At 44.8% G+C, this 23,412-nt stretch carries 20 protein-coding genes; 8 read left to right on the forward strand and 12 right to left on the reverse strand.

The annotated features are described in order from the left end of the window. The first annotated feature begins 31 nt into the window (after positions 1-31). Both mscL and VFA52_02040 read left to right on the forward strand, forming a co-directional pair. Positions 32-484, forward strand: coding sequence for a large conductance mechanosensitive channel protein MscL (gene mscL / locus VFA52_02035; protein HZS42977.1), 453 nt, complete (start codon positions 32-34; stop codon positions 482-484). Between the two features lie 67 nt (positions 485-551). Beyond that, positions 552-905 carry a hypothetical protein gene (locus VFA52_02040; protein ID HZS42978.1) on the forward strand — a complete coding sequence of 118 codons (354 nt, stop codon included), beginning with the start codon at positions 552-554 and terminating at the stop codon, positions 903-905. A 55-nt stretch (positions 906-960) separates the two neighbouring features. Here VFA52_02040 and VFA52_02045 read toward each other — a convergent pair whose 3' ends face one another. Further along, positions 961-1,506: a hypothetical protein gene (locus VFA52_02045; GenBank protein HZS42979.1), complete on the reverse strand. Its 546-nt coding sequence runs from the start codon at positions 1,504-1,506 to the stop codon at positions 961-963. Next, entirely contained in the window at positions 1,503-1,649 is a 147-nt protein-coding gene (locus tag VFA52_02050; protein HZS42980.1) for a hypothetical protein, read from the reverse strand. The genes VFA52_02045 and VFA52_02050 overlap by 4 nt, the downstream gene beginning before the upstream one ends. Before the next feature lie 199 nt (positions 1,650-1,848). On the opposite strand from VFA52_02050, the gene typA reads away from it, so the two are divergent. Further along, complete coding sequence (gene typA / locus VFA52_02055; GenBank protein HZS42981.1) at positions 1,849-3,636, forward strand: translational GTPase TypA; 1,788 nt, start codon at positions 1,849-1,851, stop codon at positions 3,634-3,636. A gap of 92 nt (positions 3,637-3,728) precedes the next feature. On the opposite strand, the gene VFA52_02060 is transcribed toward typA, so the two are convergent. Beyond that, the gene (locus tag VFA52_02060; protein ID HZS42982.1) at positions 3,729-4,022 is read right to left on the reverse strand and encodes an RNA-binding protein; all 294 of its coding nucleotides are present in this window, start codon (positions 4,020-4,022) and stop codon (positions 3,729-3,731) included. A gap of 157 nt (positions 4,023-4,179) precedes the next feature. On the opposite strand from VFA52_02060, the gene hisS reads away from it, so the two are divergent. From hisS to VFA52_02075, 3 genes are read left to right on the forward strand one after another with little or no spacing between them, the layout of a single operon-like run. Beyond that, positions 4,180-5,484 (forward strand): histidine--tRNA ligase, encoded by a 1,305-nt coding sequence (gene hisS, locus VFA52_02065; protein HZS42983.1) that lies wholly within the window; start codon positions 4,180-4,182, stop codon positions 5,482-5,484. A gap of 12 nt (positions 5,485-5,496) precedes the next feature. After that, positions 5,497-6,072 (forward strand): ribonuclease H-like domain-containing protein, encoded by a 576-nt coding sequence (locus VFA52_02070; protein HZS42984.1) that lies wholly within the window; start codon positions 5,497-5,499, stop codon positions 6,070-6,072. A gap of 41 nt (positions 6,073-6,113) precedes the next feature. Beyond that, complete coding sequence (locus VFA52_02075; GenBank protein ID HZS42985.1) at positions 6,114-6,839, forward strand: thioredoxin domain-containing protein; 726 nt, start codon at positions 6,114-6,116, stop codon at positions 6,837-6,839. Between the two features lie 52 nt (positions 6,840-6,891). On the opposite strand, the gene VFA52_02080 is transcribed toward VFA52_02075, so the two are convergent. Further along, positions 6,892-7,248: a hypothetical protein gene (locus VFA52_02080; protein HZS42986.1), complete on the reverse strand. Its 357-nt coding sequence runs from the start codon at positions 7,246-7,248 to the stop codon at positions 6,892-6,894. A 96-nt stretch (positions 7,249-7,344) separates the two neighbouring features. Next, entirely contained in the window at positions 7,345-10,287 is a 2,943-nt protein-coding gene (locus tag VFA52_02085; protein ID HZS42987.1) for an ATP-dependent DNA helicase, read from the reverse strand. A gap of 115 nt (positions 10,288-10,402) precedes the next feature. Here VFA52_02085 and VFA52_02090 point away from each other — a divergent pair, with 115 nt between their 5' ends. Further along, the gene (locus VFA52_02090) at positions 10,403-10,654 is read left to right on the forward strand and encodes a hypothetical protein (GenBank protein ID HZS42988.1); all 252 of its coding nucleotides are present in this window, start codon (positions 10,403-10,405) and stop codon (positions 10,652-10,654) included. 74 nt (positions 10,655-10,728) lie between these two features. Here VFA52_02090 and VFA52_02095 read toward each other — a convergent pair whose 3' ends face one another. Genes VFA52_02095 through VFA52_02110 form a run of 4 tightly spaced genes read right to left on the reverse strand, consistent with a single transcriptional unit; the run spans position 10,729 to position 20,698 of the window. Beyond that, the gene (locus VFA52_02095; GenBank protein HZS42989.1) at positions 10,729-11,967 is read right to left on the reverse strand and encodes a sigma-70 family RNA polymerase sigma factor; all 1,239 of its coding nucleotides are present in this window, start codon (positions 11,965-11,967) and stop codon (positions 10,729-10,731) included. Between the two features lie 17 nt (positions 11,968-11,984). After that, positions 11,985-13,772, reverse strand: a complete 1,788-nt coding sequence (dnaG, locus tag VFA52_02100) for a DNA primase (GenBank protein ID HZS42990.1) — start codon at positions 13,770-13,772, stop codon at positions 11,985-11,987. A 14-nt stretch (positions 13,773-13,786) separates the two neighbouring features. Then, complete coding sequence (gene rpoC / locus VFA52_02105) at positions 13,787-17,476, reverse strand: DNA-directed RNA polymerase subunit beta' (protein HZS42991.1); 3,690 nt, start codon at positions 17,474-17,476, stop codon at positions 13,787-13,789. 48 nt (positions 17,477-17,524) lie between these two features. Then, complete coding sequence (locus tag VFA52_02110) at positions 17,525-20,698, reverse strand: DNA-directed RNA polymerase subunit beta (protein HZS42992.1); 3,174 nt, start codon at positions 20,696-20,698, stop codon at positions 17,525-17,527. Positions 20,699-21,058: 360 nt separating this feature from the next. On the opposite strand from VFA52_02110, the gene VFA52_02115 reads away from it, so the two are divergent. Then, on the forward strand, positions 21,059-21,739 hold the full coding sequence (locus VFA52_02115) for a MaoC/PaaZ C-terminal domain-containing protein (protein ID HZS42993.1): 681 nt from the start codon (positions 21,059-21,061) through the stop codon (positions 21,737-21,739). 35 nt (positions 21,740-21,774) lie between these two features. Here VFA52_02115 and trmD read toward each other — a convergent pair whose 3' ends face one another. From trmD to rpsP, 3 genes are all read right to left on the reverse strand, one after another. Then, on the reverse strand, positions 21,775-22,440 hold the full coding sequence (gene trmD / locus VFA52_02120; protein HZS42994.1) for a tRNA (guanosine(37)-N1)-methyltransferase TrmD: 666 nt from the start codon (positions 22,438-22,440) through the stop codon (positions 21,775-21,777). A 68-nt stretch (positions 22,441-22,508) separates the two neighbouring features. After that, complete coding sequence (locus VFA52_02125) at positions 22,509-22,823, reverse strand: KH domain-containing protein (GenBank protein HZS42995.1); 315 nt, start codon at positions 22,821-22,823, stop codon at positions 22,509-22,511. Positions 22,824-22,927: 104 nt separating this feature from the next. Then, positions 22,928-23,410 carry a 30S ribosomal protein S16 gene (rpsP, locus tag VFA52_02130; GenBank protein HZS42996.1) on the reverse strand — a complete coding sequence of 161 codons (483 nt, stop codon included), beginning with the start codon at positions 23,408-23,410 and terminating at the stop codon, positions 22,928-22,930. Positions 23,411-23,412: the final 2 nt, after the last annotated feature.

Below are 23,412 nucleotides of genomic sequence, written 5' to 3' on the forward strand. Positions count from 1 at the left end.
CTAGTGAAAAATTATCTGTTAATTTTAAGGGATGAAAAATCTTCTGAAGGAATTTAGAGAGTTTGCCGTCAAAGGAAATGTTATTGATTTGGCCGTTGGTGTTATTATTGGGGCCGCATTCAACACTATCGTTACTTCTCTGGTAAATGACATCATCTCTCCTTTAATTAGTCTGGTTACAGGCAAGCTGGATTTCTCCAACCGTTTTATCGCCGTCTCTTCTCATCATTACAATACGATCGCTGAGGCCAAATCAGCCGGAGTAGCCACCGTCAATTACGGCCTTTTCATCAATAACGCCATTAATTTTGTCATTGTGGCTTTTGTCATTTTTCTTTTTGTACGAGAGATAAATAAAATGAAACGGAAAGCGCCGCCACCGGAATCAAACACCAAACTTTGTCCGTTCTGTCAGACTATGATCTCCAACAAGGCAAGCCGTTGCCCCAATTGCACGAGTCAGCTCGGTGAGTCGGTCACTTAGCCAGAAACTAGCTGTCTAAACGTCTATAATTTTGTACAATTAGACTTTATTAGCTAAGAAACATACCATGAACATTGATGCTGCAATTGCCATTATTCAATGGCCCATTGGGATTACTATGTTAGTCTTTGGTATTCATCAGATGAGCAAACCCGCTGAATGGTTTAAGTTTTTACCAGCTTGGGTTAGTAAAATTTCTCCTATTAAAAACCCTGCCACAGAAATGAGAATTCATTCTCTCGGCAATATCATTTTTGGGCTCTTCCTAATGTTTCCGTTCGGCGCCATGCTGGTCGCTGCTTGGATTGCCTTCATTTGGTGGCTAACTATCGTGCCTTTTGCCTGGCGAGTAGATTGGGCTTTAGGCATGCGAGATCTCTGTATTACTTTGGCTCTGGGAGCTTTGATTTTTTTGCTATAAAAAATAAGCCAATAGATAAAGAAAAATGCCGGGCGCTTCGCGGCCGGCCTTTTTCTTACTTCCCTGCCTCAAACTCCATATTTCTATTCAGCCTCGAAAGTATCTCCCGTCGCTCATTTAAAATAAGATCTTTAATTTTTTCCGGCTCTTTCACTTCTTCGATAATGAATTGCTCTCCTTCCATTTTTACCAATAGCGTTCCGTAGTTAAAAACTTTAGCTAATCCTTTAGTTTTTATAAGTTCCACCTCCCTCACTCTATCCAAACGGTAATAATTAATCCGTCGGCGAAACATTCCGTATTGTTCTACATCAATTACTCGCCCATCGGTAATAATCCAAACATCCAGATAATAATCGCTCCAAGCAATAAAGAAAAGGATCCAGACAAAGAGTAGCCACAACATATATAAGCCTATATTTAAGAAAAGCGGACTCTTAGTAACTCCAAACAAATCGTAGACCTTCAGGCTCAGACCGCTTCGATAAGCAATGTAAGGCAAAATGGCGGCAATGATTAAAAATAATGTCTCCAGTGTGAAAGCTAAACTGTATCTCTTTAAAACCAGTTTAATTTTTTCTCCCTGATCGTACTGAATCATAAATTGGCGTTAAATAAAATAATAGAGATAGCGGCAAAACCTAACAAGAAAATGGAAAGAATGTAGTATATAAATTCGGCAAATCTTAAGTTGCTATTTTGAATACCGTAATTTTTCCATTGTCGGGAAAAGATAAAACTCATAATTACAAAGAGAAAGAAAAGTAAAAGCCATAAGAGCCACAGAGATTGCCGGGCGTTAAGAGAAAAAATTGAAATATTTTGAATAAGAGACATCTGTGATAAATTATTATAGTCCGTAAAGTCCCGAAGGTCCATAAAGTTTATAAAGTAAATTGCTTTAAGAACTTTCTGTGATCTAAGACTTTATGGATTTATTTTTATGGAAATCCGCAATATCGCCATTATAGCCCACGTTGATCACGGCAAAACCACTTTGACCGACGCTCTGATGCGCCAGACCGGCATAGTGGGCGAAGGAATTAGTATGGATTCGAACGCTCTGGAGCAAGAGCGCGGCATTACTATTTATGCCAAAAACACTTCAGTCATGTACAAGGGCACAAAAATAAACATTGTCGATACTCCGGGACATGCCGATTTTGGCTCGGAAGTGGAACGCGTGCTTCGATCAATTGATTCGGTTCTATTGGTAGTGGACGCTCAGGAAGGGCCAATGCCGCAGACTAGATTTGTGTTAAAAAAATCCTTGGAATTGGGCCTTAAACCAATTGTTATTCTGAACAAGATTGACAAACCGGCCGCCAACCCGAACTGGGCACATGACCAGGTTCTGGAACTATTTCTTGATCTTGGTGCGAACGAAGAGCAGCTCGATTTCACTACCGTCTACGCCATCGGTCGTGATGGCATCGCCAAGAGAAATCTAGCCGACCAATCAGAGAACTTAGATCCCTTGCTTGATGTGATTTTAGAAAAAATACCGGCTGCGGCCTCCGACACAACTGCTGTCCTGACAGCCCAGCCTTTCAATCTTGGATATGACAATTTTCTCGGGCGTCTGGCTGTAGCGAGAATCTATAGCGGCACCCTGAAAACCGGCCAGACTGTTTTTATAAAAAAACCAAGTGGCGAAAGTCGAAGCGGCAGAATTACCAAACTCTTTACCTTTGAAGGAATCGCCCGTAAAGAAGTGGGAGCGGCTCCGGCCGGCGACATCGTTCTGGTCGCCGGCCTCTCCGATATCTTCATTGGTGAGACTATCACCGACTCGGAAGATCATGCGCCCCTCCCTTCCATCAAAATAGACGAGCCTACTATTTCGCTTAATTTCTTAGTAAATGATTCTCCCTTTGCCGGCCGCAGTGGAAAGTTTGTCACTTCCCGTCAGATTCGCGAGCGACTGGAACGAGAGCTTGAAGTCAATGTCGGTCTGCGAGTGGAATTTGATCAAAACGACATCTTTAAAGTTTACGGCCGCGGTGAGCTCCATATCGCCATTTTGCTTGAGAATATGCGGCGTGAAGGATACGAGCTTCAAGTTTCCCAACCTCACGTAATCATTAAGGAAGAAAATGGCCAGAAATTGGAGCCCTTTGAAGAAGCGGTTATTGAAGTGCCGACCGAGGCTTCAGGAGCGGTAATTGAAAAATTAGGCAAGCGAAAAGGCATTATGACTAACATGAAACAAGATGGAAATGTCATCAGAATGATTTTTGAAATACCGACTCGCGGACTCCTTGGCCTGCGAAATCAGTTCGTCATCGATACCAAGGGCGAAGGTTTACTCTCCAGCCGTTTTCTGGAATTTCGACCGTATGTTGGCCCAATTGAAAAACGCGAGGTTGGCTCCATGACTTCCATGGAAAATGGCAAGTCTTTGGCTTTTGCCCTTGGCAATCTTCAGGACCGAGGGCTTCTATACATTGGCCCGGGTACGGAAGTTTATGAAGGAATGGTTATTGGAAACGTCACTAAAGGTGATGAGCTTGATGTTAATCCAACTAAAGGCAAGCAGCTTACCAATATGCGAGCTTCCGGCTCCGACGAAACTATATATTTAACGCCCCCGCTTGAAATCACTATTGAGCGAGGTTTGGAAATAATGAATGACGATGAGTATCTCGAAGTTACTCCAAAAGATGTTCGCATCCGCAAAAAGTTTTTGAGTAAGACTGAGCGCGCTAAGATGGCGAGACAAGAAAAATAAAATCCGTTATTTCTTCGCTTAAAAAGTCAACAGCCGCGCCTTGCGGCGCGGCTGTTGACTTCTGAATTCCCGCCTTCGCGAGAATGACAGATTTAGTAGCTTCGTCTGTCGCCTCCTCCGAATTCTCGGCGAGGTCGATCAGTCATCGGTCGGGCCTCATTGACAGTCAGTGTTCGACCGTCAAGGTCCTTTCCGTTGTACATGCTGATAGCTCCTTCGGCATCGGCGTCTTCCATTTCGACGAATCCAAAACCTCGTGAGCGACCAGTCATTTTGTCGGTAATAATATTGGCGGATACCACTGAGCCAGCTTTTGAAAAAGCGTCTTTCAGGCTGTCAGCGGTAGTAGTCCAAGACAAATTACCAACGTATAATTTCTTTGCCATTTTTATCTAAGTTTACTTAACTTGGATCGAGACGACCCTTCTCTAACAGATCTAAGTAACCTTAGATAACCTTCGAGAAAATCTACGATCAGATACACTATAGCACGATCTCCCACATAAGGCAAACTTCTCTCCTCTGTGATAAAATTAAAAACTAATGAAGAATTCTGATAAAAAATCATCTAAGATTTCCACCGAATCATATAAGGGAGTTCGGGATTTTTACCCTGAAGACTGGGCGGCGGAAAAATATATTTTTGAGGTCTGGCGAAAAACGGTTGAGAGTTTCGGGTACGTGGAATATAACGCTTCCCCGCTCGAGCCGTCCGAATTATATGAAGCCAAAACCGGTGAAGAAATTGTAAACGAGCAAACTTATAAATTCATCGACCGTGGCGAGCGAAGCGTGACGCTGCGGCCGGAAATGACGCCGACAGTGACCAGAATGATTGCCGCCAAAAAACGCGAGCTCTCCTTTCCACTGCGCTGGTATTCCATTCCCAATCTTTTTCGATATGAAAGACCTCAACGCGGAAGATTGCGCGAACATTACCAGCTAAACGTTGATATCTTTGGCATCTCTTCCCTCGAAGCGGAAATTGAAACTCTGATTTTAGCCAATCAGATTATGAAAAATTTTGGGGCAACTGAAAAAGATTTTGAAATTCGCCTCTCCAGCCGAAAACTCTTAAACGCAGTCTTCAACAACTGGTATGAACTGGAGCCGGAGCAATCAAATGCCTTGCGGCGTTTGATTGACAAGAAAGCCAAGATGTCGGAGGCGGAATTTAATCAAAAAGCCGAGGAGGTTGCCGGAAAAGCCTTTAATTTCTTGGATTTTGCCAAGGATAGCGTTGATTATCAGGAGGCTATGGCCTTTCCGGAGATCCGACAGGCTAAAGAGGAGCTTGACAGCATTATTGACATTCTCGAGCAAAAAGGGATTTCGAATGTCAAAATTGATTCACATTTAGTACGCGGCTTTGATTATTATACCGGTCTGATATTCGAAGTCTTTGATACCAATGCGGAAAACAATCGCTCGCTTTTTGGTGGTGGCCGTTACGATGATCTTTTGGAAATTTTTGGAGAAGAAAAAGTGCCGGCCGTCGGATTTGGTATGGGTGACGTGACTATTTTGAATTTTCTGGAAAGCCGTAATCTTTTGCCAAAATATCAATCTTCAACTAAATTGATAATCTTTCCGCTAGATGAATCTTCTGTGAGTGAAGCTTGGGAAATCGCTGAAAAGTGGCGCCGAGGCGGAATCAACACCGTCATGGACAGTTCCCAGAGAAAAATTGCCGATCAAATCAAAAAGGCGGAGAAACAAGGAATTTTATATGTTGCTTTTGTCGGTTCGGATGAAGTAAAGACGGGTACTTATAAGATCAAGAATTTAGAAACCACCAAAGAAAAAGATTTTGAAAAAGAAGGAAAATCTTTAACTCTAAACTTTTAACTTTTAATCGGGATGCGCAAGATTGTTTTTGATATTGAGACTTCAAACATCTTCGACGAGGTTGGCCGAGCCGATCCTGCTCTTTTGGATATTGCCGTCGTCGGTATTTATGATTCAGAGAAAGATGAATACACTTGTTTCGAACAAAATGAATTGACCAACCTCTGGCCTATTTTGGAAAAGGCCGACATGCTGATCGGTTTTAATTCCGAGCATTTTGATCTGCCGCTTTTAAACAAATATTATCCCGGGGATCTTCGCCAGCTTCGCCATCTCGACCTCATGCAAGAGGTGAAAAAATCTTTAGGACGGAGAATTGGCCTCGGCCGAATCGCTGAAGGAACTTTGGGCGTTTCCAAATCAGGTCACGGACTTGATGCCATTAAATGGTGGCGCGCGGGTGAATTTGAAAAAGTAAAAAGATATTGCCTGGATGACGTGAAAATTACCAAAGAAATCTATGAATACGCTCTTTCTCACAAGAACCTCAAATATAAGGATGGAAACGATATCTTCGAGATTCCTATAGACTCAAGTCGCTGGGAAGAACCTCAAGAAAAAGCTCTTACTTCTTCGCTGGGATTTTAATTTTGGAAGCCAAGCTTCCAGGTGTTATACTGCTTCTACATATGGAAAATAAAAATAATTTGATGATTCCGGCCGCCATTATCTTGGCAGGGATCATAGTCGCAGGTGCTCTAATTTTTAATAGTCGAAGCTCTAATTCATCCCTAAAACCGGCTTCTAATCTAGGCGCCCTACCGACCCCTGAACAAGTAATCCAACCCGTTACGGCTGACGATCATATTGTGGGGAAACTCGGCGCTAAGGTCACTATCGTGGAATACGCTGACTTGGAGTGTCCGTACTGTAAAGCTTATGAGCCGGTCTTAAACCAGATTATGAGTACCTACGGTACCAGTAGTGGCGAGGTGGCCTGGGTTTATCGTCATTTTCCAATTCATAGTCGCGGTCCTTACGAAGCTGAAGCGGCTGAGTGTGCGGCTGATCAGGGTGGCAATGATACTTTCTTTAAATTTATAGATCAGATTTTCACTGTTACCAAAGCTGATGACAATCTTGATCCTAAAGTTTTGACTCAAACGGCGGGTCAGTTGGGGCTGAACACGACCACTTTCCAAAATTGTCTGGACAGTAAAAAATTCGAACAAAAAGTTTTGGACGCACGCAATGACGCTTTGGCCGCGGGAGGTCAGGGTACTCCATATACTGTCTTCATTACCGCTGACGGGAAAAAATATCCACTGACTGATGCTTCCGGTAATCCCTTGGGCGCTGTTTCCTATAATGATTTGAAATCTGTGGTGGATCAGATTCTAAAGTCAGCTAAATAAATTAAAAGAGAAGGCGCGAATCTTTCAGATTCGCGCCTTTTATCTGGCCGTTTCAGTCATCACTTTTCTCCGGTTGAATTTCCAGTTTGTACTCTGCCCTCAGCTTCTCCTCAGGTACCCCCTGAAGCAAAGCTGCCCGAAACCGCTCACGTTCATCCTTACTCAAGCGGTGTGCTTTTCCTGTGTGAGGTTCCAGGCTGGCTGGACATTTATAAGTACCGATTTCCAGCCCAGTTTTTTCTGCCACCTCTTCGCTGGCGCCGCAAAGCGGATCAATGCAATGATAGATCCTGTTGCGACCGCCATAGCGATCAGTGATTTCTACAAGCTGGCAGTCCGGAAGAAAGTGTCCACACGGCTTTGGCTCTTGGCCGGACTGATATGGAATCCGGCTTGGAACTTTGTCCATATATCACCTCCTTTAGTGGTTTTTCTGCCCCTGTTATAACAAATAGGAATTCCCTGTCAAACCAAAATCTGGAGAAATTTCTATTAAATGGCTAACTTACTGCTTTAAATTGAATCGCCGCAAACCACACCATTGGCACTTCTCATCCGGACAAGTAGCTTCGGCAATTTCACCGCTCCAGACATTTTTGAGAAGACTTTCCACTTCGCCGCGCACGCGCTCAAGATCACTATCTTTAATCTCCAAGCTGATAATCGGACACCTGCCTTTATCGTCAGGAGTGACAAAAACTAAAGCCGGAGTAATAGTTTTGGATTTCCAATCGGCATGGTTAGTGGTTAATAATTTATAATAAATGAGCTGGCGAAAATAATTACCGTCGGAATTTTTAGTCTCGCCCCGAATTTCGGAGACCGACATGGATCGACGACTTTTATAATCATAGATTAACGCTTCGCTTCCAGTATCGACAATCACATCCAACTTTCCGTGAAGCGGAATGTTAATTGATTGGTTTTCGTAGGAGGAGTCAAATTTATTCTCAATCCGCCACTCTGTTAAGATTCGACTGCCCACCGGTACTTCAAAATGTGGGCCCAAGGCCTTAGCCACGACCGGAACATTTTCCAAAAGCTCATTTTTAGCCGGTATTTTTTCCTGAAGGCCTAAAAATGAGCGCTCAAAGTATTCATTAATTGAATTGGTGAGGATCTTAATAATTTCTTCTTCATTTCTTTGGTTCGCCTGCCAGGCTCGAGCTAAAGCCTCGTGAATAGCGTTTCCTTTTTCGCTGGCCGCCGTCGGCGGCTCCGGCATTTTCAGAATACTTAAATATAAAAATTTATTTGGGCATTCCATGAAATGGTTCAAGGCGGTGACTGAGAGACCTCGTTCAATCAGAGTGCGCTTGGCTAAATCCACAATTTTATCGGCCGTCCTTGATTCAAGAGAATTCCGATTTGGAGAAAAAACTTTTTCAATTCCTATCTGCGGTAGAACCTTCTTCACAACATGCTTGGAATTGAGCTCCTCTATAAAACGCAAAGGTGAGAGCGGAGTATCGTCAGCTTCCGCGAGAGCAGTCATTAACACCACGTGTTTTCTGGCTCGGGTCAGAGCAACATAAAAAAGCCGTCGGATATCTCCGACATCGCTGTCAGTCGTCCGTTTTCGAGGTAGCAGAAATGAAGCTCCTTTTGGCCGGCCGATCCAGCTCTGATCTGTGGCGTAGGGAAGAAAAACGTAATCAAACTCTAGCCCCTTGCTGCCATGCGCCGTCATAGCCTTAATCGGCATTTCCGGCATGCCGACTGAAATCTTGACCATTCTGGATTCAGCAGAAGTTCTGTATGAGAGCAATTCTTTAATAAGAGACCGCGGATCGGCAATTCTTCCCTCGCGAACTAACGATTCGGCCAGTGCCACAATCCCCCGCCAGACGCTGACACTGACCGGATCTTTGGCTACTAAATTGGCAAAACCGGATATTTCGGCCGTATAAATCAGAAATTCCAGAGGTCCAACCGAAACCAGCCTTTCCGCAATGGTTTTCAGAGCTGGAATTTTTGCCAGTAAGTCGGTAGAGATGCCGGCTCGCATATTTCTGAGCAGGGTGTGGGTTTCTTCAAAAGAAAGATTCCAGAGCCCAGTAACCAGAGTGCTGGCCAAGTTTTCAATCTTGCTGTTATCGGCTAAATATTCCAAGAGATCGAAGAAAATACGGCCAGCCGGATGATTGAAAATATCTACACTTCGTTCCGATGAAACCGGAATCCGATGAAATTCCAAAAGGCGGATAATGCGGTCAAGATCGCGATTTCGCCGAACGATGATGGCCGCCGTTTGGGTCACCTCCTCTTGAGACAGGCGGCGGAGCCTCTCCACCAATTCCAACTCCATGGCCGCCGTGTTTTCGCCAGTAACGATTTCAAGGGGTTCGGGAATTTCCTTGTTCCCAGATTTCAGAGCGATGCGCAAGTCAACATGTTCCTCCCCTTCATAATTCTTTTCAATCATGCTCCAGCTCGCATCCAGAATGCTCTGATGCGAGCGGTAATTCGTGTCGAGAGAGATAACACTCATGGCTGGCCAGCGCCGCTGGAGCAAAAAGAAATTCTCTACCGAGGCTCCTTGAAAGCGATAAATAGCCTGCTTCTCGTCGCCGACGATAAAGATATTCGGCGTTTCAAAAAATTCGGCCAAGAGTCCTATGATCAGGTTTTGAGCGTCATTAGTGTCCTGATGTTCATCAACGTGAATATATAAATATTTCTCTTGAATCAGTCGTAGGAGCAATTCGTCCTTCTGGAAAGCTGACAGGAGTTCAATAATAAGATCATTAAAATCCATTTTCTTACTTTCCATCTTGGCTTTTTCATAAAGCTCATAAATGTCGGCAAAAATTATGGTGCGCTCGGCTTTTTCAATACTATCTTTTATTTCGGCTTTTAACTGACCTTTCGTGGCGCCACGAGTTGAGAGAGAACTTTCGTCATTCTGAAGTCTTTCAATTTCCGTTTTGGCATGTTCACGAATCATGTTTGGCGTCACGGCTTCCCTTTTAGCATCATCGATGGTGCGAATAATGCTCGAGAGATAAACGTCGGGTTTTCCGGTCGGTCGAAGGGAGGCAAATTTTGGCTCCGCCAAAATTTGCCGAATCAGCGCCTCCTGCTCCACTTCAGTTAGCTGCTTCACTCCCATTAAATGCAGAAAGTGATCGGGATATTCGGAAATAATAGAAGAAGCAAAACTATGAAAAGTATGCAACCGGACTTCGTAGGCCCGATCGCCAATTAATTCTTGCAGTTTCTCTCTCATAGCTCTGACACCTGCATCCGTGTAAGTGATGGCCAGAATGCCGTGGGCGGGCGTATCGGTGAGATTTAAGATATTGGCAATGCGAAGAGTCAGAATGGTCGTCTTGCCCGTCCCAGGGCCGGCAATCACCATTACCGGTCCATCGATAGTATCCACCGCCTCTTTCTGACGTTTATTGAGGTTCTTATAAGTTTCTTGAAATTTAGGAGAAGTTACCATTTTATGGCTCTATTATTGCATTTTTGGTCTACTTTCTGTTATTGACTTTTGGGACAATTTATGGTAATATTAAAACAGTTGAACCTAACACGGGTTCTTTAAAACAAGGAGTCAAATGCATCCTATTTTCGAAATTTACTTCACCCTGTGTGCGTTAGCGTTTGCGATCGGAATGATCGCAGGGGCTATTGTCGTTGGTGACCGAAAACAAATTCCTCTCGTTAAGCGTTTAACCGCCGTGGTTATAATGGTGGCCGTAGGTCTTCTGGCATTGAGTACTGCAGTGTACAGAATAGAAAACACCATCAATAAACCTACGCGTGAGCGTCAGAAGCACTTACACGATCTCGAGATGTTTTCTCACTAACATCCTCTTCTCATAAACAGCGGAACGCTTTGCGTTCCGCTGTTTCCTTTTCTCCTCTCTTCCACATGAAATTCTTAGTAATTTCTCAATCTCAAAGCTTTCTCGTGCTGCCTTATCTTCTCATGAGCCTTCGCCTCAATTTGTCTGATACGCTCGCGAGTTACCTGAAAGGTCTTCCCTACTTCCTCCAGAGTATGTTGAATTCCATCATTTAGTCCGTGTCGCATCTCCAGAATTTTTCGTTCCTTTTCTGACAAATCATTCAAAATATCTTTTACTTGATCTCGCAAAATTCGGCGCGAAGCATCCTGGTCCGGAGAAAGGATTTTTTCATCAGCTATAAAGTCACCATAAGTAGACTTGCCATCATCTCCTTCATCTCCCACAGGTGTATCAAGAGAAATGGTATTCTGATCAATCTTTTCAATATTATAAATTTTATCCACGTCCACTCCCATCTCTACCGCAATTTCTTCCGGTAGTGGGTCGCGACCCAAATCTTGAGTCAGTCGTCGAACTACCTGCTTGTATTTGGCGATGGTTTCCACCATATGCACCGGTACGCGAATGGTACGTGATTGATCAGCTAGAGCACGAGTAATAGACTGGCGAATCCACCAGGTGGCGTAAGTTGAGAATTTATAGCCCTTCGTCCAGTCAAACTTATCTACGGCCTTAAATAAGCCCAGGTTTCCCTCTTGAATGAGGTCTAGAAGGGTTAAATCGGGGCTGCGGCCCACGTATTTCTTGGCAATGGAAACCACCAGACGAAGATTGGCCTTGGCTAAAAGATTCTTAGCTTCTTCGTCCCCCGCCTCAATTCGCTTAGCCAACTCCTTTTCCTGATTAGCCAGAATAAGCGGATACTGACCAATCTCTTTTAAATACATCTGAATGGAGTCGTAATTTGAATCGTTACGATTGTAGACATACTTCTTTAGAAGGGCCTCATCATCCTGATTAACGTTCAGAAGTCCGCCTCCTTCCAATACATCCACACCGGCGGTGCTAAGTTTATCGTAAAGGTGATCAAGAAACATCACATCGTCTTCCACGGTCGGAAATTCTCTCAAGATATCATCGTAAGTAACAAATCCACGCTCGCGGCCTCGAGTCAAAAGTTTTTCCGCCTTTATCTCAAATTCTCTCTGCCGCTTGCTCATCTTGGAAAGGTCAGCCGGTTTAATCGGCGAAGCGATGGCTCTTGTCTTCGTTTTAGCCTTTTGATTTTTAACTTTCTTGGCAGTCTTTTTAGCCGCTTTTTTGGAAGCGGTTTTTCGAGCTTTATTCTTTTTTATTTTTTTCTTGGCCATTAATGTAAATGATAATTTTATACTTTATTTGTAACATTTTGAAGGGAAATCTTTTTAGCCGAGATTTTCTGCGAAAGCTCCTGGCAAAGTGTTAGGAGTCTTTCCACTTCCTCGGGGTTCTTTTCTCGTTCAGCAATTTGCAGATCAGTCAAAGCTTTGCCGAGTTGATCCTTTAAATAATCCTCCTCTAAATAGGATAATAGTTCTTCAGCCTCACTTTTAACTGACGGATGGGAGCCGTAATGTATTTCAGCTTCAAATATGAGATCGGCTTTCACTTCCGGCGACAAATTAAGCTTCTCTTCCAATTCAGTCGGTCCGAAAATTTCCGCTATTTTGCTGCGCAATTCGGCCGTTTCAAACTGTGGCTCTTTTAAACTTTCCTGCCAGAAGATAATTCCCCACAGCCTTCGCTCTCGGAAGTCGAGCGAAGGCGATGCCGGAAAACCTGTAGGGTTTTCCGGCCAATTATAGTCGCCGCTCTGAGATTCCCCTATCTCTTCCACCGTAATCTTATTCAAATCGTCCGTCAAAGTATCCATCGGAATATTAGTTTTTTCGGAAGTCATTTTCAGAAAATGATGCTGGTCAATATCAGAAGGCAGAGACCGGATAAGTGGCAAGAGTTCCACTTCTATCTTTTTGCCTAATTTTCTGGAATCGGATTCTTCGGCGATTAAGATGTCCAGATAGAAATTAATGATATGCTTGGAATTTTTTAAAACTTCTTTCACTTGCTCCGGACTTTTCTGGAGAAGTGAAGCTGGATCCTCCCCTTCCGGAAAGGCTGCAATTTTCACATCCATTCCAAGAAGCAGAGCGATCGCCCATGAGCGAAGAGTGGCCTTGATGCCGGCCGGATCGCCATCGTAGGCAAAAAGGACATTATCGGAACTTCGCTTCAGGATTTTCAAATGTCTGTCTGAGAGGGCGGTGCCACTTGAAGCAACGGTGTTTCGAAGACCGGACTGATGCATCATCAAAAGATCCATCTGGCCCTCCACTAGCACTGCATAATTTAATTCTCGAATAGCCGACTTGGCTCGATTGTAACCATAGAGAACCTCCGACTTATTAAAGAGGGGCGTTTCCGGACTATTAACATATTTGGCTTCCTTCGTCTCGCTGGAGCCTTGCGAAAGCGGATTAGTTTTTTCAAGTATTCGGCTGGAAAAGGCAATTACTCGGCCGGATGAATCGAAGATCGGAAACATGATGCGACTGCGGAAGCGATCGTAGAAACCACTACCCTTCTCGCTTCTTTTGATCAGGCCGGCTTTTTCAATTTCAGATTCTTTAAAACCCTTTTTGGTGAGGTGTGTCAGTAGAGTGTCCCAAGCGTCGGGGGCAAAACCTAAGCGCCAATCCTTAATAGTGCGATCACGCAGGCCGCGGCCGAGAAGGTAGTCGGCCGCGGCCTTCCCTTCCTCTCCCGCCAGATTCCTCTCATAGAATCTGGCGGCCTCTTCCACGACGGCAAAAAGCCGTTCTTTTTCGTTCTTGTTCTGCCGATCGGCCGGTCTTTCCGGCACAATTTCCACTCCGGCTATTTCGGCCAGAATTTTCAAAGCTCCACGAAAATCTACTCTTTCAAATTCTTCTACAAAAGTGAAGATGTCTCCCTTGGCTCCGCAGCCGAAGCAATAATAAGTACCTCGATCAGGCGAAACAAAAAATGAAGGAGTTTTCTCGTTATGAAACGGGCATTTGGCTTTCAAAGATGCTCCGGCTCTTTCCAATTTCAAATAGCGGGACACTACATCCTCGATTTTTAATCGGTCTTTAATTTGTTCAACGGTGGACAAGATAGTCTATAAAGTTAGGAATTCCTTTCACTTTCGGCCGTGATGGCTTTCACCTGATCATACTTCGGACTGCCTTTAAAGCCGCTACCAGCCGGAATTAAGCGCCCGATAATGACATTTTCCATCAATCCATAGAGATAGTCCTTGCTTCCTCGAACAGCGGCGTTGATCAGAACCCGCGTGGTGTGCTGGAAAGAAGCGGCTGAAAGGAAGCTGCGGCGAGAGATGGAAACTTCAGTAATACCCATGACGATGGAATCGGCTTTGGCTTCTTCCTTACCCTTATCCTTCGCCAGTCGATTTTCCAGGATGAATTCATAACTTTCCACGACATCTCCAACGGAGAAGTTAGTGTCGCCCGCTTCCTTGATTTTCACTCGAGCGAACATCTGACGAACGATTACTTCAATGTGTTTGCGAGAAACCGCTTCTCCCTGAAGTTCGTAAAGTTTCTTCACTTCGGAAATAACGTACTCTTCGGCTCGTTCCTTACCGGCGTATTTGAAGAGTTCATCAATGTCGGCTGATCCATCGGATAGCAGCTGGCCCTTATTGACGATATCTCCCACTTTGACCGTCGGCGTACGCAAATAACTAATAGTGTATTCCACTTCGCTTTTCTTTTTGGCTCCTTTGCCCTTATCGTGAATATCGGGAAGAACGACAATCACTTTTTCCTGTCCGTTGTTGCGGATCTCAGAAATGGTGCCATCAATTCGGCTGACTACGGCTGGATTTTTTGGCTTACGCTTTTCAAAAACTTCTTCCACTCGAGGCAGACCTTGAGTGATGTCTCCACCGGCTGAAGCGGTACCTCCCGAGTGGAAAGTACGCATAGTAAGCTGGGTGCCCGGCTCACCAATGGCTTGGGCGGCTACCGTTCCGACGGCCTCGCCAAGATCCACTATTTTATTCTTGCCGAGGTCCAGTCCGTAACATTGAGAACAGAGGCCCTGAAGAGTTTTGCAGGTAAGTGGGGAGCGAACATGAACTTCTTCAATTCCTTCGGCTTCAATTGATTCCGCATCTTCTTTAGAAAGTAAGTGGCCTCGTTCAAAGAGAACCTTGCCGCGTTTAGTGGTAACGTCACTGGCCAAAACTCGGCCGCCGATATTTTTAGCCAAGGCTACTTCAATACCGGAAGCGGTGCCTTTGCGCAGATATATTCCTTCTTTTGTTTTACAATCATTTTCCGTAACGATAATGTTTTGACCGACAACGAAAAGACGACGGGTAAGGTAACCGGCTCTGGCTGTGTTGAGGGCGGTGTCAGTTAAACCTTTGCGGGCGCCGTGGGTAGTAATGAAGTATTCAATCGGAGTCAGACCTTCTTTGCTGGAGGAAAGAATCGGAAATTCAATAATATCTCCGGCTGAGTTCTGAATCAGACCCTTCATACCGGCCATTTGGGTAATCTGGGCGAGAGATCCTCGAGCGCCGGAATTTACCAGATCATGAACGGAACCATTCACATCAAAAGTGGATGGAATGAGTTTTTCCAATTGATCCTTAGCTGCCTGCCAAATTTCAATATTTTTTCGAGTTTTTTCCTCTTCAGACAAAAGTCCGTCATTGTACTGGCTGACAATTTCATCTGACTTTACTTTGGCTGCATCGATAATCGGTTTCTTGCCCTCGGGAATTTTAATATCATCAATACCCCAAGTCACTCCGGAGTGCGTGGCATATTTGAAGCCAAAAGCCTTGATCTTGTCGAGAATCGGCGGGACTGAATCAATGCCGTATCTGCTGATCAGATCATTGACGATAACGGCCATGGTTTTCTTTTCCACTTCTTTATTAATGTAAGGATAATCTTCGGGCAGGATCAAATTGAAAAGCAATCGCCCGACGGAAGTTTCAAAAAGCTGACCCTTGAATTCTTTGTATTTCTTTTCATCTGAAGGCAATACTTTAATGGCAGCGCGATACGAGACTTTTTCAAAATCGTGAGCGGCCAAAGCACTAGAAGGACTTTCAAAAATCATTCCCTCCCCTTTTTGTCCCGCAATAACCTTCGTCATCCAGTAACAGCCGAGTACTACATCGAGTAATTTGGCCGTAACGGTTGGCTCGCCGCTTCCCGGTTTCAAAATATTTTTGTCCGAAGCCATAATTTCACGCGCTTCGTATTGGGCTTCTTCTCCAAGCGGCACGTGAACGGCCATCATGTCTCCGTCGAAGTCGGCGTTGAAGGCGGAACATACCAGCGGATGAACTTGAATGGCATTACCTTCAATAAGAACGGGTTTAAAAGCCTGAATACCAAGACGATGCAAAGTCGGCGCGCGATTCAGAAGCACGTATTTGTCCTTAATCACATCTTCCAAGATAGCCCAGACTTCCGGGATGCCGTCGTCAATCAGGCGCGAAGCGCCGCGAATATTGTAGGCCAACTCTTTGGCCAATAGTTCCGAAATAACAAACGGCCGGAAGAGCTCCAAGGCCATGTGCTTTGGTAAACCGCATTGATTAAGGGCCAGCTCGGGGCCAACGACAATAACGGATCGGCCGGAATAATCCACTCGTTTTCCGAGAAGATTCTGGCGAAAGAGTCCCCTCTTGCCTTTGAGATTGTCTGAGAGAGATTTAAGTGGTCGGCGTTGAGCCTGATTTACACCGGCAAAGAGAGTGTTGCCGTGACGAATGGAATTATCAATTAAAGAGTCTACTGCTTCCTGCAAAATTCTTTTCTCATTTCGCAAAATAACATCCGGCGCATTGATTTCCTTTAATTTCTTCAGACGATTGTTTCGGTTAATCACTCGACGGTAAAGATCGTTCACATCGGAAGTGGCATGACGGCCTCCGTCTAATGGAACCATCGGACGAAGTGCGGCCGGTATGACCGGAATACGGGAGAGGAACATCCATTCCGGGCGAACGCCGGCCCCCATCATGGATCGCACCAAGGAAAGACGACGCAGAAGCTTGTCCTTTTCCACGGAGGTGGCATTTTCCAGTTCTTTCTCCAGATTATGATAGAGCTTTTTCAGATCGATTCCCTTCAGAATATTGAAGATGGCCTCGGCTCCGATGCCGGCTTCAAAAATCGGTCCGTATTTTAGAGAAAACTTGTGATAAGAAACTTCATCCAAAACTCGCCCTATCTCCACACTCTCAATCTCCTTTTTGGCGGTCAGTAAGAGATCGGTAACTGCTTGCTTGGACTTTTCATCCTGCAGACCTTTAACTTTGGATTTATATTCGGCGTCCAGATCTTTCAGAAGTTTGGATTTCTGATCTTCATTAATTTTAGTAATCAAATATCCGGCAAAGTAAACTACTTTTTCTAGATCAACATTGCTCATGCCGAGGATCAAGCCAATTCGGGAGGGCATACTGCGCAGGAACCAAATGTGGGCCACCGGCGTAGCCAGTTCAATGTGACCCATTCTCTCACGGCGAACAATTGAACGAGTAATTTCCACTCCGCACTTTTCACAGATGATACCTTTATATCGAATGCCGCGATATTTACCGCAATAACACTCGTAATCCTTGTCTGGGCCAAAGATTTTCTCATCAAAGAGCCCGTTCTTTTCGGAACGTTGGGTTCGGTAGTTCATCGTCTCCGGCTTAGTCACCTCTCCGTAAGACCATTCCTTAATTTTCTCCGGCGAAGCGACTTTGATGGAAACAATATCAAAATCGTTGGTGCTGGCGTCTTGATGTTTATATTTGACTGGGGTATGGCGTTGCATATGTTATTTAAAGTAAAAGGTTAAAAGTTATAGATTAACGATGGGCAGTTATTCGTCGGATTTTTCATTATTTCTCTCCAGCTCGACATCCAGAGAAAGACCGCGCAAGTTGTGAAGCAGCACGTTAAAGGAGGCCGGCACGTTCGGAGCAACAATCTTCTGGCCTTTGACAATGGAATCGAAGGCAGCTGATCGACCGGTAATATCGTCGGATTTAATAGTCAAAACTTCCCGCAAAGTGTGCGAGGCGCCGTGACCAAGCAGAGCCCAGACTTCCATTTCTCCAAATCGCTGGCCTCCACCTTGGGCCTTTCCTCCAAGAGGCTGTTGGGTGATGAGTGAGTAGGGTCCGATAGAGCGCATGTGAATCTTGTCTTCCACCATGTGATGAAGTTTCAGAATATACATATATCCGACGGCAATTTCCTGATCAAATGATTCGCCGGTGCGGCCGTCGTAAAGTTTCATCTTGCCGTTTGGCTGATGCCCCGCCTTGACCAATTCCTCCTTAATTTCCACGTCAGTGGCTCCTCCAAAAGGAGGCACAATAGCCTGATAATTGAGAGTGTTGGCAGCTAGTCCAAGGTGGAGTTCCAAAATCTGGCCCAAGTTCATACGGCTTGGCACGCCAAGCGGTGTCAAGATTATGTCAACGGGAGTACCGTCCGCCATGTATGGCATATCTTCTTCCGGCAGAATGCGGGAGATTACTCCTTTGTTACCGTGGCGTCCGGCCAGCTTGTCACCGACAGAAACGCTGCGAAGTTGTGCCACTTCAATATGAATTTTTTTAATGACGCCCGATTCCAGTTTGTCGCCTTTTTCGCGAGAGAAAACTTTGACGCTGATAACGCGGCCTCGTTTACCGTTTTCAATTCTCTTGGAAGTATCTTTAACATCACGAGATTTTTCACCGAAGATTGAGCGTAGCAATCGTTCCTCCGGAGTCAATTGAGTTTCTCCTTTTGGCGTAATTTTACCGACGATAATATCGCCCGGTCGCACTTCGGCGCCAATGCGAATGATTCCATCTTCGTCCAAATTGCGCAGACGAGCTTCTCCGACATTCGGAATATCGTGAGTGGTAATTTCCGGACCAAGTTTGGTATCCCGAACGCTAATAACGAATTCATCAATGTGAACGCTGGCGAATTTCGATTCCTTAACTAGTCGCTCGGAGAGAATAATGGCGTCTTCGTAATTGGCGCCGGACCATGACATGAAGGCCACTAAAATATTTTGGCCCAAAGCGATCTGGCCATTGTCAGTAGTAGAGCTGTCGGCCAAAATGTCGCCTTTCTTTACTTTTTGCCCGACTGAAACAATTGGTCGCTGATGAAAAGCGGTAAACTGATTAGTTCGATTAAAACGAATGAGAGTGAATTCTTTTTCCTTGCCGCCTTTAGCTGGTTTAAATTTAATCCGTTCAGCATCGACGCTCGAGATTGTGCCGTCCTCGGGCGCTACCACTACGCGGCCGGTGTTTCGAGCAGCCGTCTCTTCAATGCCGGTGGCCACCAGCGGCGCTTCCGGAATGATGCAGGGCGTAGCCTGCTTCTGCATGTTCGAACCCATGAGTGCTCGGTTAGCGTCATCGTGATTTAGAAATGGAATCATACTGGTAGCAATGGAAAAGGCCTGATTTGAAGCTACATCCATATATTGCACCTCATTTTTATGAACTTCTCCGGGCTGGCTCTTAATTCGCACTTCCACCATTTCAGCGCTGATGTTGCCCTCTTTATCATAGGGCGTGGCGGCGTGGGCAATAATGAATCCTTCTTCTTCCAGAGCATTTAAATAATTAATTTCTTTGGTGATCTTGCCGTCCTTTACTCGAATATATGGAGTTTCAATCATGCCAAAATCGTTGATACGAGCGTAAACGGAAAGGTGAAGTACCAAACCAATGTTTGGACCTTCCGGAGTGTGGATCGGACAGATGCGGCCGTAGTGAGACGGATGCACGTCACGCACTTCAAAGCCGGCGCGCTCACGAGTCAGTCCTCCTGGGCCAAGAGCGGAAATAGTTCGAAGATGTTCGAGCTCGGTCAGAACGTTTTCCTGCTGCATAAATTGAGAGAGCTGGTTAGTAGTAAAGAATTCCTTAATACGAGCTTGGAGTGGTCGCGGCGAGATAAATTGAACTGGTAAAGTGGCATCAGTATCAATAGTAGACATTCGATTCTGAATATTTCGTTTAATCTGAGACATACCGACTCGAATCTTCTGCTGAAGAAGTTCGCCCACGTAACGCACGCGGCGGGAACCAAGATGATCAATGTCGTCAGCCGAAGCGTCGGCATTGTTATTTAAATAGATAATGTGAGAAACGGTAGTGGCAATATCATCCAGATTAATGGTGTGACGATCCAGTTCCTTTTCCGTCATCGGTTTATTAAAACGCTTGTTGAAGCGGAAACGGCCAACTTTCTGAAGGTCGTAACGCTCTTCGCTAAAAATGGACTTGATGAATTCCTTGGCATTTTCTACCGTGGCTAGATCGCCATCGCGCAGTCGCTTGTGAATCTCAATAAAAGATTCGTCAGCGACTTTAGCATGATCCTTGGCTAGAGTGGCCTCAATGATAGGTCGGGCAAATTGATTGTCTTTGAATAAAGCTTGAATGTCGCTGTCGGTTTGCGCCCCAAGTACTCGTAGCAAGGAGGTAACCGGGAATTTTCGCTTGCGGTCAATGCGAACATACATGGCTCCGTCCGGATCACTTTCGATTTCGATCCAAGCACCGCGAGAAGGAATGACCTTGGCCCCGAAATAAATGCGCCCTTTGAGCTCTTCTGAAGTAAAAAATACCCCGAAGGATCGGGCTAATTGTGGAACAATGACACGCTCAATGCCGTTAATAATAAAGGTGCCATGATCTGTCATCATCGGGAAATCGGCCATGAAAATTTCCTGCTCTTTGGTGGTGCCGAGGACTTTGTTCTTTAATCGCACTTTTACCTTTAGAGGAGCTTCATAGGAGATGCGGTTTTCCTTGGCGTAAAATTCATTATTTTTAGGAGAGTCGATTTCAAAGCCGGTGAAATCCAGTTCGAATTTTTTTTCTGAATAGTCTTTAATCGAAGAAAATTCTTTAAAAATTTCGGAGAGACCGTGATCAAGCAACCATTTAAATGAAACAGTCTGGGCCTCAACCAGATTGGGCATTTCGGCGAAGGGGGTTTTAAAATTATTAAAATATTTTTTTTCTTTAAGCATTTGGCTTATTTGGGGAGCGGCGGCTTCGCCGCCGCTCCTGATATTAATAAATATTCGGGCTTAAATTTGATTTGAAAGCCCTCTCGTTTTCAGACACTTGATTTTAGATACAAGCGTAAACGAAACCCTCGCCCTCTCCATTTTTCGAGTGCGTTGGCTTAAACTAGAATTAAATTGTGGTTGAGTATCCCCCGTAACTCAATCGTAAAGTAGGTTATGATTATAGCCGTTTTGCTTGTTGGTGTCAAGCAATAAACCTTTATTTAAGCCATTCCATTGACTTTATGGATCAGATATGACATAATTATAAAAATTAGTTCTCAACAATCAAGGGCCTTAATTGGCTTAGAAAGAGGTGAGATGAATCGATTTAAAACGATTGACCAGATGTTCCATTGGTTACAGGATAACCACAAGCTCGTCTTGGTTTCAAAACCTCGACGACTTTCGCGGCTTCGTATTTTGCTTCACTCATTGGCCAGCCGGGATTTTAACCCAGCACATTGCTTATCGAGTTTCGCTCCTCATTCTATTTTCCATTCTGTGGTTTCTCACGGAATTGGAATAGTAGCGAGAGCCGAAGCAGAGTTTCTTCAACTTCTTCAGTTTGACAAGGCTGGGGAGTGGATCGCACTTGGGATTAAGAATCTATCTTACTTAAAACCGCTTCGTTGCGGGGACATTTATGAGTATGTGTTCGAGATCTCAAATGTCCGAAAGAGCCAGAAATTTTGGAAGATGGATTGCCAAGTCACTTGCCGGAGCATCGGTTCGGAACAACAAGTGATTGCAACATGGCACTGGATTCCTGCCTTGGTTAAGCACGAACTCCCCGAAGAACTTCTGGAGGAGTTGCAACCGAAGCATTACGGTTGGAACATTCTTCGGTCCTTTGTGATAGAGCCCGTAAAGTCCTTGATCATAATCGGTGCCGCGTTAGGCGCTGCTTTGATTATTTTCATGGGTCCGATGATGTGTCTAATCAATATTATTAGGCCAGGCACCTTTCCTGTAGATATAACCTATGCAGGTACTCCATAAGACCAACGCTGGTTATACTCACAAAACCAGCGTTTTTATTTAGCTCGCCATTTATCAATATTTTTGTGATGACCGGAAAGGAGAACTTTGGGAACGCTGTAAGTTTTTCTTTTGTATTTTAGAGAGGCCGGCCGCGTGTAGACGTCGCGGCCGGCAATTCGGGATTCTTCCAGAGATTGGAAGTTGCCGAGAACTCCTTTGACCTGACGGGAGATTGAATCGATCATAATCATAGCGGGGACTTCCCCACCGGTTAAAGTGTAGGGTCCGACTGAAACTTCTTCGGCTTTAAAAATCTTGCGCACGCGGGCATCAATGCCTTCATAACGACCGCAGATTAAAATAATGTCTGAATATTTTTTAGCCGCGATCTTAGCGTATTTAGTATTGAATTGTTTGCCGTGGGGAGAAAAGAAAATGACTTTGAACTTTTGACTTTTTATTTTTGATCGCGCCGCCTCCACAGCCGAAATCAGCGGCGGCGCTTGGAGAATCATTCCTGGCCCGCCACCGTATGGTTTATCATCAACTCGCAGGTAAGGTTTTTCTTTGCTTTTTTGAGCTTTGGTTGGCTTGACGTAATCCCGCGGATTATAAAATCTGAATTTAATCAGCTGGTTTTTCTGGGCGCGTTTCAGAATTGATTCGTTTAAGTAGGAATCGAAGATGTTTGGGAAGAGAGTAATTATATGAAACGTCATGAAGATAGCTTAAGCCAAAGTCAGCCAAAACAAAAGCCGCCCCGAATGGGGCGGCTTTTGTTTTAAATTTAGATCTTAAGATCTTCCATCACTTCATCAACGGTCTTTGAAGCGCTCTGCTCTTTCTTCATTCCTCCTTCCGGCTCTTCAATCTTGAGATTGACTCTGGCGTTGTTCTTCATCCCGACGACTCGGAGCAAAGTGCGGATGGCTTTGGCAGTATTGCCCTGTCGGCCAATGACCTTGCCCATGTCGGCAGGATCGACTGAAAGAGTCATCAGTACTCCCATTTCATCAACGGTTCGGTTGATCTTTACGGCATTCTGATTGTCTACTAAAGCTTTGATCACAAACTCTAGAAACTGTGTATCTTGTTCGTTCATATTGAATTTTAAATGTCTTTCGAAATTCGACCCGACAATGCGGATTTTACCCGACTGATGCCGGTATTATACAGGGATTAAGGACTTGGTATCAAGTGTCTGCCTTAGGCAGGGTCTTTAGTAGGAGGCGCTGGAGGAGCCTCGGCAGGAGCTGGTTCTGCGGCTGGAGCGGCTGCCGGTTCAGGTGTTGGTTCTGGAGCCGCCGTAGGTTTTTCAGGAGGTTGTGTTGCCTCTGCCGAAGTTTCAGTTGGAGCTTCTGCTGTAGTTGGCTCGGCGGCTGGAGCAGCTTCGATTGTCGGCTCTTCCTTCTTTTCTACTGTCTTCTTAGGTAAGACATTTATTTTTTTGCCCTCAATTACTTTTTCTGAAATTAAGAGATTGTGAACGGTATCGGTTGGTTTAGCTCCCTGACTCATCCAGTATTTCACTCTTTCAGCATTAATCTCTGTATTAGTTTTGCGGAAATCGTGTGAGCCAAGCACTTCAATGGCCCGGCCGCTTTTAGTACTGTTCTTTGAGTCAGTTAAAATTAGCCGAAAAGTCGGCTCATGGATTCGTCCGGTGCGCTGTAATCTGATTTTTAACATGT

The organism is Candidatus Paceibacterota bacterium (assembly GCA_035652395.1).
GTDB lineage: Bacteria > Patescibacteriota > Minisyncoccia > Phycocordibacterales > CAJBRS01 > JADGRH01.

Excerpts from the sequence above, each read along its gene's own strand:
- trmD (HZS42994.1), bottom strand. The coding sequence starts at position 22,440 with ATGACGTTTCATATAATTACTCTCTTCCCAAACATCTTCGATTCCTAC.
- VFA52_02110 (HZS42992.1), bottom strand. The coding sequence starts at position 20,698 with ATGCTTAAAGAAAAAAAATATTTTAATAATTTTAAAACCCCCTTCGCC.
- mscL (HZS42977.1), top strand. The coding sequence starts at position 32 with ATGAAAAATCTTCTGAAGGAATTTAGAGAGTTTGCCGTCAAAGGAAAT.
- VFA52_02080 (HZS42986.1), bottom strand. The coding sequence starts at position 7,248 with ATGGACAAAGTTCCAAGCCGGATTCCATATCAGTCCGGCCAAGAGCCA.
- VFA52_02125 (HZS42995.1), bottom strand. The coding sequence starts at position 22,823 with ATGAACGAACAAGATACACAGTTTCTAGAGTTTGTGATCAAAGCTTTA.
- VFA52_02075 (HZS42985.1), top strand. The coding sequence starts at position 6,114 with ATGGAAAATAAAAATAATTTGATGATTCCGGCCGCCATTATCTTGGCA.
- rpoC (HZS42991.1), bottom strand. The coding sequence starts at position 17,476 with ATGCAACGCCATACCCCAGTCAAATATAAACATCAAGACGCCAGCACC.
- VFA52_02115 (HZS42993.1), top strand. The coding sequence starts at position 21,059 with ATGAATCGATTTAAAACGATTGACCAGATGTTCCATTGGTTACAGGAT.
- typA (HZS42981.1), top strand. The coding sequence starts at position 1,849 with ATGGAAATCCGCAATATCGCCATTATAGCCCACGTTGATCACGGCAAA.
- VFA52_02045 (HZS42979.1), bottom strand. The coding sequence starts at position 1,506 with ATGATTCAGTACGATCAGGGAGAAAAAATTAAACTGGTTTTAAAGAGA.
- VFA52_02050 (HZS42980.1), bottom strand. The coding sequence starts at position 1,649 with ATGAGTTTTATCTTTTCCCGACAATGGAAAAATTACGGTATTCAAAAT.
- rpsP (HZS42996.1), bottom strand. The coding sequence starts at position 23,410 with ATGTTAAAAATCAGATTACAGCGCACCGGACGAATCCATGAGCCGACT.
- VFA52_02060 (HZS42982.1), bottom strand. The coding sequence starts at position 4,022 with ATGGCAAAGAAATTATACGTTGGTAATTTGTCTTGGACTACTACCGCT.
- VFA52_02040 (HZS42978.1), top strand. The coding sequence starts at position 552 with ATGAACATTGATGCTGCAATTGCCATTATTCAATGGCCCATTGGGATT.
- VFA52_02090 (HZS42988.1), top strand. The coding sequence starts at position 10,403 with ATGCATCCTATTTTCGAAATTTACTTCACCCTGTGTGCGTTAGCGTTT.
- VFA52_02070 (HZS42984.1), top strand. The coding sequence starts at position 5,497 with ATGCGCAAGATTGTTTTTGATATTGAGACTTCAAACATCTTCGACGAG.
- VFA52_02085 (HZS42987.1), bottom strand. The coding sequence starts at position 10,287 with ATGGTAACTTCTCCTAAATTTCAAGAAACTTATAAGAACCTCAATAAA.
- VFA52_02095 (HZS42989.1), bottom strand. The coding sequence starts at position 11,967 with ATGGCCAAGAAAAAAATAAAAAAGAATAAAGCTCGAAAAACCGCTTCC.
- hisS (HZS42983.1), top strand. The coding sequence starts at position 4,180 with ATGAAGAATTCTGATAAAAAATCATCTAAGATTTCCACCGAATCATAT.